The following is a 16,246-nucleotide window of genomic DNA, read 5'->3' on the forward strand; positions in this document are numbered from 1 at the left end:
AGATGTGTATAAGAGACAGATGCGTGCCAACGCGGTCGCCGGGTCGGAGAAGTCGATGCTGGCGATCCATTCCTCCGGCTCGTTCAAGGCCACGTAGGCATGCAGCGTGGCGTTGGCCTCCCGGTGGGCCAGGATGCCTTTGCCCGGCGCGATCGCCAGCAGCGAACCGCCACCCACGGCTTTCGCGGTGGCTCCATAGCGGTTGTCGCTGTCGAACAGGTACGTCTCGATAAAAGAGGTACCGACATAAGCGGGTGCGGCGTCGGAGAGAAGAGGGCGGACTTTCGACCAGGCGCCATCGGCACCCACGAGAAGACCGACGGTTGCCGTTGCGCCATTGGCGAAGGCGAGCGCGTGCCGACCGCCGTCCACCGGGTTCGCGGCGGTGAGCTTGTGTCCCCATTGAATCGTGCCGGCGGGAAGCGAGTCGAGCAGAATGCGGCGAAGGTCGCCTCGGTGCACTTCGGGCCGGCTGCCGTTGCCCTCGTCCAGGTCATCGAGCAGGACGATGCCATGCTTGTCGAGCACCCTCTGGGCATCGGCGCCCGCCTGGATGATCCCGAGGAACGCGTCGAAGAGGCCCGCCGCCTTGAGCGCGAGCTGGCCGTTGTACTCGTGGATATCGAGCAGTCCTCCCTGACCGCGGGCGTCTGCCGAGGTTTCCGCTTCGTAGACCGTCGTCGCGATGCCATGGACATGAAGCACCCTCGCAAGCGTCAGCCCACCCAGGCCCGCACCGATGATGGCGACAGGGGAGTTCATGAGGATGCTCCTCGCGTGAACCAGCGGGCGGCTGCGTCATCCAGGCCGCCGACATCGGGGACGCCTTCCGACACCCATGCGACGTATCCGTCCGGGCGTACCAACAAGGCACCCAGTCCGAAGGAATCCTTCGGACGTGCTGTGACATAAGCGATGTGACCGCCGTATTGGCCGGCGAACTTTTCGAGCGAGGCGTTCCCCACGAAATCAAAAAGGACACCACGGCCGTCATGCATCAGTCCACCCATCGTCCTGCCGTCGTCGAATTCGAACTCGGGAACACTGTGGCCCAGCAAGGGATGGCCCTCGCCGAAGGGATAGCGGGCGGAGATGCCCCATACCTTTCCAGCGAAATAGGTCGCGCCATCGCGCGTATCCATCAGGTCGCGGACGATCGCGTTCAGCGCGCGGGCGTGCGGCTCGGGTCGCATGATGGCGACCTGTGCGCGTGACCAGTCCAGGATCCTTTCGCCGATCGGGTGCCGCTCCGCGTGATAGCTGTCCAGCAAGTCGCCTGGTGCCTTGTTCCTGATGGCCGCGGCAAGCTTCCAGCCAAGGTTCATCGCATCGCCCAATCCCAGGTTGAGTCCCTGGCCGCCGAGTGGCGAATGGATGTGCGCGGCATCGCCTGCCAGGAAAACGCGGCCCTTGCGATAGACCGTGGCCTGTCGCGCGCGATCGGTCCACGTCGCCGCGATGTGCAAGGCGTCGATGCTCACATCGGTGTCGGAGATCCGTCGTAGAACGTCCTGCACGTGTTCCCGGGTGATGGGCGTGCCGGCCGCATGAAACGCACCGCCGTCGAAATCCTGCATTACCAGATGACCCGGTTGCGACTGCAAGTACATCCCGTAGGGCGTCGTGATGCGGCCCGGCTTCAGCTTCTCCGGATCGGCGATGTCCACTTTCGCCGTATAGCCGGTGAACTCCGGCTCGGTACCGGCGAATTCGAAGCCGCCCAGTTTGCGAACGGCACTGCGGCTTCCATCGCAACCCACGAGCCATCGGCCTTCGAAAGCCTGTTCGTGGGAATGGACGACAACCCCGTGCCCGGTCTGCTCGAAGCCCGTTACGGCTCGACCGCGCAGGATGCGGACGCCAAGGGTTTCCGCGCGCCGGGCCAGCACGGATTCGAGTTCTTCCATTTCCGATAGCAGATGGGAGGGTACCGAGCCCGGCAGACGATAGGGCCATCGGGCGGTGTCGATGTCGTCGTCATGAAAGGGGATGCCGGCGAAATGCCCCGCTTGCCGGCGTGGCCCCTGCCCGACATGTTGATGCGGACTCTGGATGCGCTTGTGGATCTGCAGTTCACGCAGCAGCCCGCGCCGGTGAAGGGCCTCGATCGTCGGCACCCAGAGCCCGCGTATCCCGAAGGGCACCCGTTTGAGCGGCGAGCCGGGGTCTTCCGTCCTTTCCAGCACCAGCACGGAGCACCGGGCCAGGGCCAGTTCGCAGGCCAGGAACAGACCCACAGGGCCAGCGCCGGAGATGATCGCGTCGTAGTTTTCGTTGTCATGGAACGTCATTCCATAATATTGGAACGCCGTTCCATTTATGTCAATATATGGCACATGGGCAAACGTGCACGACGAGAAGAATCGCTATCGCGGGACCGCATCATCGAGGCATCGATCGCGCTCCTGGACAGCCGTGGAGAAGACGGGCTCACTTTTCGGGCGCTCTCCGAGCACTTGGCGACCGGGGCCGGCGCGATCTATTGGCACGTCGAGAACAAGGGCGACTTGCTGACCGCGGCCTGCGATGCGGTCGTCGCGCGCACGATGGCGCCCTGCGCGGCCGGAGCCTCGCCTGAAGACACCATCCGCGCTTTGGCCCTCGGCCTGTTCGACGCGATAGACGCGCATCCCTGGGTGGGCTCGACACTCACCCGCGCGGCGGGGCAGGCGCCCATGCTGAGGATCGTCGAGTGCTTGGGCCAGCAGGTTCGAGCCCTCGGCCTGTCCGATGAAGACCAGTGGACGGCGGCCTCGGCACTGTTGCACTACATCCTGGGCGTTGCCGGGCAGAACGCCGCCAACACGCAATTCGCCCGCACGCACGACATCGACCGCTCCGATTTCCTGGACGCGATGGCGACGGTCTGGTCCCAACTCGATCCGAACGAATATCCCTTCACGCGCAGTGTCGCCGGCCGCATGCGCGAGCACGACGACCGCGCGGATTTCCTCGCGGGGGTCGATCTCATCCTGGGTGGCATCGCGGCGCGGGGCGGGCGCTGACGTACGCGTTTCCGACCGGTTCGACACATCCCGCCGGTGTGGTTAAAGTCGCGGGCGACGCCACCCCGACCACGGAGAAGCGAGATGACCGACGGTAAATTCACGAATTGTCTCTTGTTCCATGGCAATGAAGCGCGCGAGGCCGCGGAGTTCTACGCGGCGACTTTCCCGGACAGCCATGTGGACGCCTCGACGGATCATCCCGGCGGCCCGCCGGGCACCGAGTTGATCGTCGAGTTCACCGTGCTCGGCCAGGCCTTCGTCGGCATCAACGGTGGACCGGACGTCAAGGCCAACGAATCGGTCAGCTTCATGGTCCTGACCGACGACCAGGCCGAGACGGATCGCTACTGGAACGCGATCGTCGGCGGTGGCGGCAAGGAGAATGCCTGTGGCTGGTGCAAGGACCGCTGGGGCTACTCCTGGCAGATCACGCCACGCGCCTTGCTCGCGGCGATGAGCCATCCCGATCGCGCCGCCGCCAAGCGCGCGATGGAGGCGATGATGTCGATGCACAAGATCGATATCGCGAAGATCGAGGCGGCCGTTCGCGGCGGCTAGTCGACCTTCCGTTTGCCACCCCGCACGGGACGCATCATGACGACGGTATCTTCCGGTTGAAGAACCCTGCCGTCTTCGGAACGCGGCCGCATTTTCGCGACGGGGCGCCCCGCGTGACGATCCACGAGAGAAACGTGCCGTTCGCCCGGTTCGAAGAAGAAATCCTCGCCCCATTGCCTTAACGCGACGAGCAGGGGAAACAGGCCGCGTCCTTTTTCGGTGAGCACATATTCCTGGTAGGCGCCGCCGTCCGAGGCGGGCACCGCCTCCATGATGCCGTAAGCCACCAGGTGCTTCAGCCGGGCCGCCAGGATGTTCTTGGCGAGGCCAAGGCTCTTCTGGAATTCGCCGAAGCGGCGCAGCCCGCCGAACGCGTCGCGGACGATCAATAACGACCAGCCATCGCCGATCGCGTCGAGCGGGCGCGCGACGCCGCACGCGGAGTCTTCATGGGTGATTCTCTTGACCATGGTTGCAAGGTAAAACCTTGTCTGCTAAAAGACAAATGGTTTCATATTGAAACCATAATTCCTCAACAAGGGTTTCCCATGATCCGCTCCGATGCATCCTTCGACGGCACGTTTCCCTTCATGCCTCGATTCACCCAGGCCGCGGGGTTCCGCATGCATTACGTGGACGAGGGGCCGCGCGATGGGGAGGTCGTCCTGTGCCTGCATGGCGAGCCGACATGGGGCTATCTGTTCCGCCACCTCGTGCGGGCGCTGGCCGGAACACACAGGGTCGTGGTTCCCGATCACATGGGTTTCGGCAAGAGCGAGACGCCGGCGCACCGCACCTACTGGCTGCAGGATCACATCGACAACCTCGAACACTTCGTGCTGTCGCTGGACCTGGCGGCGATAACGCTGGTTCTCCACGACTTCGGCGGCCCCGTCGGCATGGGCCTCGCCGCGCGTCACCCCGGGCGCATTCGCCGCGTCGTCACGACCAATGGCCCGACCCCTTTCGGGCAAGCCGGACTCGGCGAGCACCTGCTGGCGAACGCCCGATCGTCGCCATGGTTCCAGTGGATCGTGGAGGCCGACTCGCACGGTCGTCTCGAGAACGTACTGGGCGAATTGCGCTTCAACATATTGAGCACGTTGAAGCTCAACGGTTTCGAGAACCATGCGTTGATCGGCGATACATGGTTGCGCGCCTATGGGGCGCACTTCGAAACGCCCGCGGATTGCGCGGGTGCGATTGGTTGGGCCAAGGGTTTCGCCACGGGTGCGCATCGTTTCGAGGTTCCCGACGCCGACGCCGTGCGCGCGCTTTCATCGAGGCCCGCGCTGGCGATCTGGGGGACGGCCGACCGTACCTTGCAGGCGGAGCATTTCCTTCCGCTCTTCAGCGAAGTGTTTCCAGACGCGCCCGTGCACACACTCGACGGTGTCGGGCACTACAGCCTGGAGGACGCGCCAGGGCCGATCGGCCGGTTAATCGGCGAATTCCTGGCGCGAACCTGATCACTCTGGCCGTGTCGCCACGCCGTCCAGTTCCGTCATCACGTCCTCGGGCAACTCCAAAGCCGAGGCGGCAAGGTTCTCGCGAAGGTGCGCGACGGACGAGGTGCCCGGAATCAGGAGGATGTTCGGGGCGCGACGAAGCAGCCAGGCGAGCGCTACCTGCATCGGCGTGGCGTCGAGTCGCTGGGCGACCCCGGAAAGAACGGACGACTGCAACGGGCTGAAACCACCCAGCGGGAAGAACGGCACATAGGCGATGTCTTGGCGGGCGAGTTCGTCGATGAGCGCGTCGTCGCCCCGATGCGCGAGGTTGTACTGGTTCTGCACGCACACGATATCGCAGATGCGCCGTCCCTCCGCGACCTGCGTCGAGGTGACATTGCTCAGCCCGATACGACGCACGAGGCCTTGCCGCTGGAGTTCGGCCAAGACGGTGAGGGGTGCCTCGATCGAGCCTTCGGCGGGACCGTGCACATCGAACATGATTCGCAGGTTGACCACGTCGAGCACGTCGAGGCCGAGGTTGCGCAGGTTGTCGTGGACCGCCTGGGTGAGCTCCTTCGCCGAGAAGGCCGGGCGCCATGACTTATCCTCGCCTCGCAGGGCGCCGATCTTGGTGACGATGACGAGGTCGTCGGGGTAGGGCGCGAGCGCTTCGCGGATCAGGCGATTCGTGACATGCGGACCGTAGAAGTCGCTGGTGTCGACATGGTTCACGCCGGAAGCGATGGCTTCGCGCAACACGGCCACCGCCGCGTCATGGTCCTTGGGCGGGCCGAACACGCCGGGGCCGGCGAGTTGCATGGCGCCGTAGCCCAGGCGCTTCACCCGGCGGTCGCCGAGGGTGAATGTTCCGGCGCGGTCGATGCTGGACATGGTGGTATCTCTTCGTGTGCGGATGAACCTTCAAGGTAGCCACTCTCCGCCGCTTCGATAATCCGGCACAATCCGTACGGGCTGTACGGAACGGCGAACAATGAAAGTCGACCTGAACGATCTGAACGCATTCGTCGCGGTGGCCCGTGCCGGTGGATTCCGTGAGGCCGCGCGGGTGAACGGGACCAGCGCGTCCAGCCTCAGCGAGGCGGTGCGCCGCCTTGAGGCGCAGACGGGCGTCCGCCTGCTCAACCGGACGACCCGGAGCGTCGCCCCCACCGATGCGGGCAAGGGTTTGTTGTCGCGGTTGGGCCCCGCATTGACCGAAGTGGAAGCGGCGCTCGAGACGGTGAACGACTTTCGCGACAGGCCAGCGGGGACGCTTCGCCTGAACGTGCCCGTGGTCGCCGCACGACTGGTGCTGCCCGCGATCGTGCCGCCGTTCCTCGCCGCCTATCCGGACATCCGCCTCGAGATCGTCGCCGAGGAGAATTTCGTCGACATCCTCGAAGCTGGATGCGACGCCGGCATTCGCTACGACGAGCGCCTGGAACAAGACATGATCGCCGTGCCGATAGGGCCTCGCGTGCAGCGTTTCGCCACGGCCGCGGCGCCGTCGTACCTCGCGCGTCGTGGTCGCCCGGAACATCCGCACGACCTTCTCGACCATGCCTGCCTGCGGGGCCGGTTCCCCAGCGGAACGATTCCACCGTGGGAGTTCGAGCGCGATGGCGAGGTCGTTCGGGTCGACCCTGCCGGACCGTTGATCGTGCGGATCGGTGGCGGTGCCGATCTCAATGTCGAGGCCGCTCTCGCCGGCACAGGCATCATCTACCTGTTCGAGGATTGGCTTCGTCCGTACCTCGACAGTGGCGCGCTCGAACCGATCCTCCAGCCTTGGTGGCAGAGTTTTTCCGGACCCTTCCTCTATTACCCCGGGCGGCGACTCGTGCCGCCGCCGCTCAAGGCTTTCGTCGACTTCGTTCGTGCCTCCGCCTCCAGGTAGGCGCAAAACATATCGGCCATGGCATCGGCATACGCCTCGATCTCCGCGTGCGTGCGTGGCGTTTCCGAAAACTGCTTGCCCACCGCGCTGAACGTCGTGGTGATCAGGTCCCCGGCGAGCATGCGGAGCGCCTCCGGGGCATCCGGCAGTGCTTCCCGCATGAAAAGCCTGATCGTACGTTCGCCCGCTGCCTTCGCCTCTCGCGCTTCGGGCGCATCGCGATAAAGCGGAGCTGCATCGTTGAGGGCCACGCGCATCGTGGCCTCTTCGCACTCGGAATGGATAAAAGCGTGGACGAGGGTGCGCAGGCGTGCGAGCGGCGGGTGGCGCGTGTCCTCGAGGATCTCGCATAGCAGGTTCGTCGTCTGTCGCCATTCATCGCTTTGCAGGCGAAAGAGGATGGCCGCCTTGTTCGGGAAATACTGGTAAAGCGAACCGATGCTGACGCCCGCTTTTTCGGCCACCCGTGCCGTGGTGAAGCGGTGCGCGCCTTCCTTGGCCAAAACCTGAGCCGCGGCTTCCAGGATGGTGGCGACAAGCCCGGACGAGCGGGCCTGCTTGGGCTGTTTTCGCGAGGAAATAGGCGGATTTCTGCGTTCGGTCATGGGCGGCGCCGTAATGCGATTAGAAAACGCGATTAAACCATCGCATTCTAATCCGGCGCGAACCCAAGCGCATTTCAGACCGGAGAAACCGCATGTCCACCCTTACCGCCACGCCGCTCGCCACGCTGATCGACCGCTTGTTCCACGAGGCGGACCAGACCTCCCCGGCAAGCGCCCCCGCCATCGCCGAGCTCTCGCGCGACGACCATGAGCGCCTCATGCGCAGCACGACCGAATACCTGGACTTCTATGGACGCCTGAAGGACATGCCGTTGGCCGTTTCCCGCGAGACGGGCAAGCTGCTCTACATGCTGGCACGCGGAAGCGGCGCGCGGACGATCGTCGAGTTCGGCACTTCGTTCGGCATCTCGACCCTGCATCTCGCCGCCGCCTTGCGCGACAACGGTGGCGGCCGTCTCATCACGACCGAGTTCGAGCCGTCCAAGGTGGCGCGGGCCCGGGACAACCTCATTGCCGGTGGTCTCGCCGACCTGGTAGAGATTCGCGAGGGCGATGCCTTGGAGACGTTGGCCACCGGCCTTCCCGAGACCATCGACCTGCTCTTGCTCGATGGTGCCAAGGCTCTCTATCCCGCGGTCCTCGACCTGGTGGAAAGCCGCTTGAGGCCGGGCGCCTTCATCGTCGCCGACAACGCCGATTACAGCCCCGACTATGTGGCGCGCGTGCGTTCGCCGGCACGTGGCTACCTGTCCATGCCCTTCGACGAGGATGTCGAGTTGTCCGTGCGGATCGGAGGTTGACGTCATCTTCGTGATGCCTTGTCCCCCTCTAAGGCATCATGAAGCATACAAGTATGCACAGAGGGGACGGAGCATGACGAAGGTACGTGTCGCTGGATTCACCTTGTCGCTGGACGGCTTCGCGGCCGGACCCGAGCAAAGCCTGGATCAACCCCTCGGGCTGGGAGGCGAGGCGCTGCACCGATGGCTGGTCGGTACGAAAACCTTCCATGCGATGACGGGCGAGGAAGGTGGCACGTCGGGGGTCGACGAGACGTATGCCGCGCGATCCATGCAAGGCATGGGCGCCTGGATCCTCGGCCGCAACATGTTCGGTCCCGTTCGCGGCGCATGGCCCGACGACCGCTGGAAGGGCTGGTGGGGCGATACACCGCCCTATCATTGCCCTGTCTTCGTCCTGACACGGCATGCGCGGGCGCCGGTCGAGATGGAAGGCGGCACGGTCTTCCATTTCGTCACCGGTGGCATCGACGAAGCACTGGCGTCAGCCAGGAAAGCAGCCGGCGCAGCCGACATCCGCATCGGCGGCGGCGCCTCGACCGTCCGCCAATACTTGCAAGCCGGCGTGATCGACGAGTTGCACCTGGCCATCTCGCCGGTGCTACTAGGCCGGGGCGAGGCCTTGTTCACGGGCATCGATCTTCCCGCCCTGGGCTATGCGGTGGTCGAACATGCCCAGGGTGAGAACGCCATGCACGTGGTGCTGGCTCGTCAAACGCCCCCGAAATAAGCCGGCTGGTCGATATCGGCAAGCAGCCCCGGCTGCGTCGGTTGCCAGCCGAGCTGCGCGCGCGTCCGTTCGCTCGATGTCGGCGCGTCGATCCCGGTGAACATGGCGAACCAGCCGAAGTGGGTCTTCGCTTCCTCGACTGTCTTGCTTGCGACGGGAATGCCCAGGCGGCGGCCGATCACCGCGGCGATGTCCCGGAACACTACGCCTTCTTCGGCGATGGCGTGAAACCGGCCGCCGATCGCATTGGCATCCAGGGCGAGGCGGTACAGGCGCGCGGCGTCCATGCGATGCACGGCAGGCCACCGGTTGGTTCCCTCGTCGATATATGCGGCCACGCCTTTCTCGCGAGCGAACTGGATGAGGCGAGGCACGAACCCGTGGTCTCCTTCGCCATGCACGGACGGAGGAAGGCGAACCACCGATGCGTGCACGCCACGCGCCGCGAGTTCGAACGCCGTCGTTTCCGAGGCGCGCGGATAGGTGCTGGATGTCGGCACCGGGCCGTCTTCTTCCGTGGCGAGACGACCATGGGCGAGATGCGCGACGCCGGAGGTGACCAGCAGGGGGCGCTGCGAGCCCTGGAGGGCGTCGCCGAGCGCAAGGATGGCGGCGCGGTCCATCGCGCAGTTTTCCGCGAAGCGGGAGAAGTCGTGGTTGAAGCCCGCGTGGATCACGGCATCCGCCATGGACGCCCCGCGGCGCAGGCTGTCCAGATCCTCCAGCGAGCCGCGATGCACCTCCGCACCCGCCTCGCGCAGTGACGCAGCGCCTGCATCGGAGCGGGCGAGGCCGAGCACGGCATGTCCCGCATTTCGCAATTCCTTCACGACGGCCGAGCCGACGAAACCCGTTGCACCTGTCACGAACACACGCATGGAAATCTCCCGTCGATCGAATGATGGGCGTACTCTCCGCAGATGATCGATCGGGGTGAAGTAGTGACGTTATACGGGTATGGGAACTAATACGATGAGTGTGCCGCTCGCCAGGAACAACGCGCTGGGAGAGTTCCTGAGGGACCGCCGCGAGAAGCTCGATGCGGCCGCCCTGGGATTCCCGTCGGTACGGCGGCGCACGCCGGGCTTGCGCCGTGAAGAAGTCGCCCAACGCGCCAACGTCAGCGCCACCTGGTACACGTGGCTCGAACAGGGAAGGGGTGGCGCTCCATCGGCCGACGTGCTCGACCGCATCGCGCGTGCGCTCATGCTTACCGATGTCGAACGCGAGCATCTCTTCCTGCTCGGCCTGGGCCGGCCGCCGGAGGTTCGCTATCAGGCGAAGGGGGACGTGACGCCGCGCTTGCAGCGCGTGCTCGACGCCTTCGACCTCAGCCCGGCCATCGTGCGTACCGCCACGTGGGACGTGGTCGCCTGGAACCGCGCCGCGGCGGCGGTGTTGACCGATTACGGCGAACTCATGGCCGCGGACCGCAACATCTTGCGCCTGATCTTCTCCCATTCCCGCGTCAGGGAGCGGCAGCTCGACTGGGAAAGCGTCGCGCGTTTCGTCGTCGCGTCGTTCCGTGCGGACGTCGCGCGCGCGGGGGCATCCAGGGAGATCGAATCCTTCGTCGCCGAGTTGCGTGGCGAGAGCGCCGAGTTCGACGCGATGTGGCGTAACCACGACGTCGGCCACCATGGCGGAGGCACGAAGATCTTTCGTCACTCGGATGGCGGACTGTTGACGTTGGAATACTCCGCGTTCACGGTCGATGGCCGGCCCGATCTCAGCATGATCGTATACAACCCGGCCACGCCCGCGGACGCGGCGCGCATAAGGGCGCTCCTCGCCGCATCGCCGGATTGAAGAAGGGTTGCCAATCCCCCGGGTGACACCATGTGGTGGGCTTGCACCTTCGAAACCCCTTCAGGAGAACCACCATGGCGCAACCCGCGCTATTCAAGCCGATCCAGGTACGTCGCCTGGAGTTGCCCAACCGTATCGTCATCGCACCCATGTGCCAGTACTCGGCAGAGGACGGCCGGATGACCGATTGGCACCAGATGCACCTCGGCCAGCTCGCCATGTCCGGCGCATCGCTGCTGACGATCGAGGCGACGGGCGTGCTGCCCGAAGGCCGCATCAGCTGGGGCGACGTCGGCCTGTACGACGACGCGACCGAGGAAGCGATGCGGCGCACCCTCGAAAGCGTCCGCCGCTGGTCGCACACCGCGATCGGCATCCAGCTCGGCCACGCGGGGCGCAAGGCATCCACGGAGGTCCCCTGGGCGGGTGGGCACCAGCTCCCGCCGGACGATCCGCACGGGTGGCAGACGGTCGCGCCATCCGCCGTACCGTTCAACGAGGGCGACGTGGCCCCCGTGGCCCTGGATCGCGAGGGCATGGTCCGTATCCGCGATGCCTTCGCGGCGGCGGCGGTCCGCGCAGCGCGCCTGGGCCTGGATTTCGTCCAGCTGCACGGCGCGCACGGTTACCTGTTGCACCAGTTCCTCTCGCCCTTGTCGAACCGGCGCACCGACGAATACGGCGGCTCGTTGGAGAACCGCATGCGGTTCCCGCTCGAGGTCTTCGAGGCGGTGCGCGCGGCATTCCCCGTCGACCGTGCGGTCACCATGCGCGTATCGGCCACCGACTGGGTGGAAGGCGGCTGGGACCTGGAGCAGACGATCGCCTTCGCCAAGGCGCTGGAAGCGCGTGGCTGCGATGCCATCCATGTTTCCACCGGCGGGCTCCACCCCGCGCAGCGCATCCCGGTCGGCCCGAGTTACCAGGTGCCGTTCGCGCGTGCCGTGAAGCAGGCGGTGAAGATGCCCGTGGTGGCGGTCGGTCTCATCACCAGCCCCGAACAAGCCGAGGCGATCGTCGCCACGGGCGACGCGGACATGGTGGCACTGGCGCGCACGATCCTCTACGACCCCCGCTGGCCTTGGCATGCGGCGGCCGAGTTAGGGGCCACCGTGCTCCCGCCAAAGCAGTACCTGCGGTCGCAACCGGCACGGCACCGTCACCTGTTCGGTGTCGATGGGCCGGTGGGGCCGACGGCGTCGTGGGAGCGCGACGAGAACGGCGCGTACTGGTGAGGTGACGGGGCGGCTGCGACAAGATGATGCAAGTCGTCCTGTCGCAGCCGTCGTTACACTGGGCGCTCCCTCCAGCAAGGAGCGCGAGCATGGCGGCGCCCATTCCCCCGTTCACGCACGAAACCGCCGTCCAGAAGGTCCGCCTGGCCGAGGACGGATGGAACAGCCGCAACCCCGAGAAGGTGGCGCTGGCGTACACGCCGGATAGCCGCTGGCGCAATCGCGCGGAGTTCGTCAACGGACGGGCCGACATCGTCGCCTTCCTCACCCGAAAATGGGCGAAGGAGCATGAATACCGCTTGATCAAGGAACTCTGGGCCTTCACCGGCGACCGCATCGCCGTGCGTTTCGCCTATGAATGGCACGACGACAGCGGCAACTGGTTCCGGTCCTATGGCAACGAGAACTGGGAATTCGACGACGCGGGCGAGATGCACCATCGCTATGCCTGCATCAACGACTTGCCGATCAAGGAAAGCGAGCGCAAGTTCCATTGGACACTCGGCCGCCGCCCCGACGACCATCCGGGGCTGTCGGACCTCGGCCTCTGATATCTTCCCCGGCCTGCGTGGACACGAGGCCGACGATTCATGAGCAAAGAACCCAAGCGTTGCGCCTGGGCGGGAACGGACCCGCTATACCTGGAATATCACGACATGGAATGGGGCGTGCCACTGCACGACTCGCGCATGCTGTGGGAGCAATTGATGCTGGAGGGTTTCCAGGCCGGCCTGTCGTGGATCACCATCCTGCGCAAGCGGGAGAACTTCCGAAAGGCGTTCAAGGGATTCGACCCCGCCAAGGTCGCCCGCTTCGGCGAGAAGGACATCATGCGACTGCTCGACGATCCGGGAATCGTCCGCTCGCGGGCCAAGATCGAGGCCACGATCGAGGGCGCGCGCATTTATGAGGACATGAGCGCCCGTGGAGAGGACTTCGACCGCTATTGCTGGTCGTTCACCGGCGGGAAGGTGCTGCGTGGGGATGGCCGTACGGTACAGGCGCAGACGCCGCTCTCCGTCACCATCTCGAAAGACCTGAAGAAGCGCGGCTTCAAGTTCGTGGGACCGACGATCACCTATGCCTGGATGCAGGCGGTGGGAATCGTGGACGATCATGCGCTGGGGTGTTTCAGGCGCTGAGGGGGACATCGCGGACAGGGTCCGCTCCCACCAGGCATGCTTATGGAGAGGTTCGGTCCCACCAGGGCATGGGTACGGTGGGGTCCGCTCCCACTGGCGCGGAGCTGGTGGCGTAGAATTCCCCGTTCCGCATACCGGGTTGCCGCCTTGCTTCCGACCGACGCCATTCCGTCCGCCAGCCACGCCACGTTCGACGAGGCCGATCGCGCGTGGATGGCCCGCGCGCTCGAACTGGCCGTGCATGCGCGCGATGCCGAAGGCGAGGTACCGGTCGGCGCCGTGGTCGTGCTCGATGGCGTGGCGGTCGGCGAGGGCTGGAACCGGAACATCACGCTCAACGATCCCACCGCGCATGCGGAGATCCAGGCACTGCGCGCGGCGGGCGAGACGCTTTCGAACTACCGGTTTCCCGGGGCCACGCTCTACGTCACCCTGGAGCCGTGCGCGATGTGCGCGATGGCGATGGTGCACGCGCGCATCGCCCGCGTGGTGTTCGGGGCCACCGATCCGAAGACCGGGGCGGCAGGCAGCGTTTTCGACACCCTGGTGTCGCCCCGGCACAACCATCGCGTCGAGGTGACGGGTGGCCTGGAAGCCGAGGCGGCGGGCGATCTGCTGCGCCGCTTTTTCCGCGACAGGCGCTAGGCGTACGGCGCCAGTGCTTCAGCGCAGGAGCGCTCGATCTTCAGCGAGATCAGCCCGTCGGCTCGCGTCACGCCAAGGTTCACCGAGGCGATGGGCAGGCCGCGGCGCGATGCCTCGAGCACGAACCGGTAGCCCGAATAAACCATCAGCGACGAGCCCACGACCAGCATGGCATCGGCCCGGCCCAGGTGCGCCCACGCGGTGTCCACGCGGGCGCGGGGCACGTTCTCGCCGAAGAAGACGACGTCCGGCTTGAGGATGCCGCCACACACCGTGCAGGGCGGAATGGAAAACGCGGAGAAATCGACTTCATCGAGATCGGCGTCGCCGTCCGGCGCGATGGTGGCCTGCAAGGCCATCCACGTGGGGTTGGCCTCTTCCAGGCGCGATTGCATGGCCTCGCGCGTGGTGAGGTCGCCGCATTGCATGCAACGCACGCGATCGAGCCGGCCATGCAGGTCGACGACATTCAGGCTGCCGGCTCGTTCGTGCAGGCCATCGACGTTTTGCGTGAGCAGCAGTTCGATGCGGCCCGCGCGCTCCATGGCGGCCAGGGCGCGATGCGCCACGTTTGGCGCGACACCGGCGAAGTGGCGCCAGCCGATCATGCCGCGCGCCCAATAGCGAGCCCGCGCGGCAGGCCCGCTCATGAATGCCTGCAACGTCATCGGCGGACTTCGTTTCCACGCCCCGCGGTCGTCGCGATAATCGGGAATGCCCGAATCGGTGCTGATGCCCGCGCCGGTCAGGACGAACAAGCGTGGATGCGCGTCGACGAAGCCGCGCAGCGGGTCCGCGATGGCGGTGTCGGGGGAGGGCAGGGTACTCACGACCCGGGACTATAGCCCATCGGCCCGACGTGTTCCCGAAGGGCTCGCAGCACCTGGCCGGCATCGTCGGCGAAGCGCAGGATCGCCTGGTCGAGGTAGCGGTTGCGCCCTTGCCCGAGCTCCCGTTCGAGCGCCAGTCCCACGCAGGACAATTCGGTGGCCTCGGCCATGCCGAGGGCGCCCGATACCCTGTGCAGCCAGGTTTGCAGGTGGCCGGTTCCCGGCTCGCCGAGCAGCGCCCCGAGGCCGGCGAGGTCGCTGCTCAGCGCGCGGTCGAGTGCGGCGATCACTTCGCGCAGCGCGTGTTCGCCACCGAGCGTGGAACGCAAGGCCTCCACGTCGATGCGTGGTGGCACGCGCGGCCGTTCGAAGGCGAGTTCGACGATGATCCGGTTGCCGATGTCCGCGTCCCATTCACGATGGACCACGCCGCCGACGGCGGCGACCATCCTCGCCACCTCGTCCAGGCAGGCATGGTCGTCCGCCGTGGGCCTGTGTTCGTCGGCCACCGTGAAATGCACGATCTGCGTCGCCGCGTCGTCGCCGACGACGTCCACGTGTAGCGCGACATACCGTGTACAGGCATGGAGCGCGTGTTCCAGCAGCAGGGACAGCGCACGGCCAAGTGCGGAAAACGGACCGTGCAGGTCGCCGTCGAGCGCCGGGTCGATCTCGAAGTCGAGCCGGATGCCGCGTACGAGCGCGTCCCGCGCGTAGTGGCGGCCAACCCTGCCCAGTAGTTGCGGCAGGCTGGTGCTGGCCTCGATGCGCCGTCGTGAAGCGACGGTCCCGCGGTGCTTCCACCATGCGGCGATGCGATGCAGGAGTGGCATCGGAAGGCGCGATGTGCTCAACTCTGCGGCCCGCCCACGATGCTCCAGACCGGCACGTGGGTGGTTGGACAAGCAAGAAAGGATGGATCACTCATGGTCTACCGCGTCATTCTGGCGGACGATCACCCCGTCGTGTTGAAGGGCCTCAGCCTCGCCCTGGCCAAAGACGGCCTCGCGACGGTGGTAGGCGAAGCCCAGTCGCCGGCCGAACTCCTCGACCTGCTCGCAGTGACGCCCTGCGACGCGCTGATCACCGATTTCAGCATGCCTGCCCCGGGGCAGGATGGTCTCGTCCTGTTGCACGAGATACGCCGGCGACATCCCACGCTTCCGGTGATGGTGATCACGACGTTGGCCAATCCGGCGTTGTATCGCGAAATCATCGGGACAGGTGTGCTCGGCCTCATCGGCAAGTCCGGCGACACCCGGGAAATTCCCGAGGCGTTGATGGAAATCCTGTCGAATCATGTCTACCTCGGTAGTTCGGTGCGCGATCTGGTCGCCACGCCACATGGCGAGCCACTGGGCAAGTCCGGGACGCTGGCCGACCTTTCACCGCGCGAACTGAAGATCCTGCGGCTGTTCGCGGCCGGTAACAGCGTCACCGATATCGCCAAGGCGACCGGGCGTGGATTGTCGACCGTCAGCCAGCAGAAATCGAACGCGATGCGAAAGTTGCGACTGGACACGGATGCCGAAATTTTCGAATACATCGAGCGGCTGCGCTTGTGATGCGCCA

At 65.7% G+C, this 16,246-nt stretch carries 20 protein-coding genes; 12 read left to right on the top strand and 8 right to left on the bottom strand.

From position 1 onward, the window contains the following. Both ACR9ZJ_RS05430 and ACR9ZJ_RS05435 read right to left on the bottom strand, forming a co-directional pair. On the bottom strand, nucleotides 1–762 hold a 762-nt coding region (locus ACR9ZJ_RS05430; RefSeq protein ID WP_481287100.1), incomplete at its 3' end, for an FAD-dependent oxidoreductase. Further along, nucleotides 759–2,291 (bottom strand): FAD-dependent monooxygenase, encoded by a 1,533-nt coding sequence (locus ACR9ZJ_RS05435; RefSeq protein WP_481287101.1) that lies wholly within the window; start codon nucleotides 2,289–2,291, stop codon nucleotides 759–761. The genes ACR9ZJ_RS05435 and ACR9ZJ_RS05430, both read right to left, overlap by 4 nt. Here ACR9ZJ_RS05435 and ACR9ZJ_RS05440 point away from each other — a divergent pair. After that, the gene (locus ACR9ZJ_RS05440; RefSeq protein ID WP_481280302.1) at nucleotides 2,280–3,005 is read left to right on the top strand and encodes a TetR/AcrR family transcriptional regulator; all 726 of its coding nucleotides are present in this window, start codon (nucleotides 2,280–2,282) and stop codon (nucleotides 3,003–3,005) included. The genes ACR9ZJ_RS05435 and ACR9ZJ_RS05440 overlap by 12 nt on opposite strands. An 84-nt stretch (nucleotides 3,006–3,089) precedes the next feature. Further along, complete coding sequence (locus tag ACR9ZJ_RS05445) at nucleotides 3,090–3,566, top strand: VOC family protein (protein ID WP_481280303.1); 477 nt, start codon at nucleotides 3,090–3,092, stop codon at nucleotides 3,564–3,566. Here ACR9ZJ_RS05445 and ACR9ZJ_RS05450 read toward each other — a convergent pair. After that, complete coding sequence (locus tag ACR9ZJ_RS05450; protein WP_481287102.1) at nucleotides 3,563–4,036, bottom strand: winged helix-turn-helix transcriptional regulator; 474 nt, start codon at nucleotides 4,034–4,036, stop codon at nucleotides 3,563–3,565. The two genes, ACR9ZJ_RS05445 and ACR9ZJ_RS05450, sit on opposite strands and share 4 nt — an antisense overlap. Before the next feature lie 78 nt (nucleotides 4,037–4,114). On the opposite strand from ACR9ZJ_RS05450, the gene ACR9ZJ_RS05455 reads away from it, so the two are divergent. Further along, nucleotides 4,115–5,035, top strand: a complete 921-nt coding sequence (locus ACR9ZJ_RS05455) for an alpha/beta fold hydrolase (RefSeq protein ID WP_481287103.1) — start codon at nucleotides 4,115–4,117, stop codon at nucleotides 5,033–5,035. Here the strand turns inward: ACR9ZJ_RS05455 and ACR9ZJ_RS05460 are convergent, their stop codons facing one another. Continuing rightward, nucleotides 5,036–5,911 carry an aldo/keto reductase family oxidoreductase gene (locus ACR9ZJ_RS05460; RefSeq protein WP_481287104.1) on the bottom strand — a complete coding sequence of 292 codons (876 nt, stop codon included), beginning with the start codon at nucleotides 5,909–5,911 and terminating at the stop codon, nucleotides 5,036–5,038. It lies immediately after the preceding gene. A 121-nt stretch (nucleotides 5,912–6,032) separates the two neighbouring features. On the opposite strand from ACR9ZJ_RS05460, the gene ACR9ZJ_RS05465 reads away from it, so the two are divergent. After that, entirely contained in the window at nucleotides 6,033–6,917 is an 885-nt protein-coding gene (locus ACR9ZJ_RS05465; RefSeq protein WP_481287127.1) for a LysR family transcriptional regulator, read from the top strand. Here the strand turns inward: ACR9ZJ_RS05465 and ACR9ZJ_RS05470 are convergent. After that, on the bottom strand, nucleotides 6,842–7,522 hold the full coding sequence (locus ACR9ZJ_RS05470; protein ID WP_481287105.1) for a TetR/AcrR family transcriptional regulator: 681 nt from the start codon (nucleotides 7,520–7,522) through the stop codon (nucleotides 6,842–6,844). The two genes, ACR9ZJ_RS05465 and ACR9ZJ_RS05470, sit on opposite strands and share 76 nt — an antisense overlap. A gap of 92 nt (nucleotides 7,523–7,614) precedes the next feature. On the opposite strand from ACR9ZJ_RS05470, the gene ACR9ZJ_RS05475 reads away from it, so the two are divergent. Next, a complete protein-coding gene (locus tag ACR9ZJ_RS05475) occupies nucleotides 7,615–8,283 on the top strand; it encodes an O-methyltransferase (RefSeq protein ID WP_481287106.1) in 669 nt (222 codons plus the stop codon). A 73-nt stretch (nucleotides 8,284–8,356) separates the two neighbouring features. Continuing rightward, the gene (locus ACR9ZJ_RS05480; protein WP_481280309.1) at nucleotides 8,357–9,013 is read left to right on the top strand and encodes a dihydrofolate reductase family protein; all 657 of its coding nucleotides are present in this window, start codon (nucleotides 8,357–8,359) and stop codon (nucleotides 9,011–9,013) included. Here the strand turns inward: ACR9ZJ_RS05480 and ACR9ZJ_RS05485 are convergent. Then, nucleotides 8,995–9,891 (bottom strand): SDR family oxidoreductase, encoded by an 897-nt coding sequence (locus ACR9ZJ_RS05485; RefSeq protein ID WP_481287107.1) that lies wholly within the window; start codon nucleotides 9,889–9,891, stop codon nucleotides 8,995–8,997. The genes ACR9ZJ_RS05480 and ACR9ZJ_RS05485 overlap by 19 nt on opposite strands. Nucleotides 9,892–9,985: 94 nt before the next feature. Between ACR9ZJ_RS05485 and ACR9ZJ_RS05490 the strand changes: the two genes are divergently transcribed. The 5 genes from ACR9ZJ_RS05490 to tadA all read left to right on the top strand — a co-directional run bounded on the left by ACR9ZJ_RS05490 (nucleotide 9,986) and on the right by tadA (nucleotide 13,844). Beyond that, nucleotides 9,986–10,822, top strand: coding sequence for a helix-turn-helix transcriptional regulator (locus ACR9ZJ_RS05490; RefSeq protein ID WP_481287108.1), 837 nt, complete (start codon nucleotides 9,986–9,988; stop codon nucleotides 10,820–10,822). A gap of 74 nt (nucleotides 10,823–10,896) precedes the next feature. Continuing rightward, nucleotides 10,897–12,057 carry an NADH:flavin oxidoreductase/NADH oxidase gene (locus tag ACR9ZJ_RS05495; RefSeq protein WP_481287109.1) on the top strand — a complete coding sequence of 387 codons (1,161 nt, stop codon included), beginning with the start codon at nucleotides 10,897–10,899 and terminating at the stop codon, nucleotides 12,055–12,057. 89 nt (nucleotides 12,058–12,146) lie between these two features. Next, nucleotides 12,147–12,608 (top strand): nuclear transport factor 2 family protein, encoded by a 462-nt coding sequence (locus ACR9ZJ_RS05500; protein ID WP_481287110.1) that lies wholly within the window; start codon nucleotides 12,147–12,149, stop codon nucleotides 12,606–12,608. 39 nt (nucleotides 12,609–12,647) lie between these two features. Then, on the top strand, nucleotides 12,648–13,199 hold the full coding sequence (locus tag ACR9ZJ_RS05505) for a DNA-3-methyladenine glycosylase I (protein ID WP_481287111.1): 552 nt from the start codon (nucleotides 12,648–12,650) through the stop codon (nucleotides 13,197–13,199). 147 nt (nucleotides 13,200–13,346) lie between these two features. Then, the gene (gene tadA / locus ACR9ZJ_RS05510; protein ID WP_481287112.1) at nucleotides 13,347–13,844 is read left to right on the top strand and encodes a tRNA adenosine(34) deaminase TadA; all 498 of its coding nucleotides are present in this window, start codon (nucleotides 13,347–13,349) and stop codon (nucleotides 13,842–13,844) included. Here tadA and ACR9ZJ_RS05515 read toward each other — a convergent pair. Continuing rightward, nucleotides 13,841–14,665, bottom strand: coding sequence for an NAD-dependent protein deacetylase (locus ACR9ZJ_RS05515; RefSeq protein ID WP_481287128.1), 825 nt, complete (start codon nucleotides 14,663–14,665; stop codon nucleotides 13,841–13,843). The two genes, tadA and ACR9ZJ_RS05515, sit on opposite strands and share 4 nt — an antisense overlap. Nucleotides 14,666–14,670: 5 nt before the next feature. Beyond that, nucleotides 14,671–15,507 (bottom strand): hypothetical protein, encoded by an 837-nt coding sequence (locus ACR9ZJ_RS05520; RefSeq protein ID WP_481287113.1) that lies wholly within the window; start codon nucleotides 15,505–15,507, stop codon nucleotides 14,671–14,673. A 93-nt stretch (nucleotides 15,508–15,600) separates the two neighbouring features. On the opposite strand from ACR9ZJ_RS05520, the gene ACR9ZJ_RS05525 reads away from it, so the two are divergent. Further along, nucleotides 15,601–16,239 carry a response regulator gene (locus ACR9ZJ_RS05525; RefSeq protein ID WP_481280316.1) on the top strand — a complete coding sequence of 213 codons (639 nt, stop codon included), beginning with the start codon at nucleotides 15,601–15,603 and terminating at the stop codon, nucleotides 16,237–16,239. Nucleotides 16,240–16,246: the final 7 nt, after the last annotated feature.

The organism is Luteibacter sp. KNZ12-1A (genome assembly GCF_056755675.1).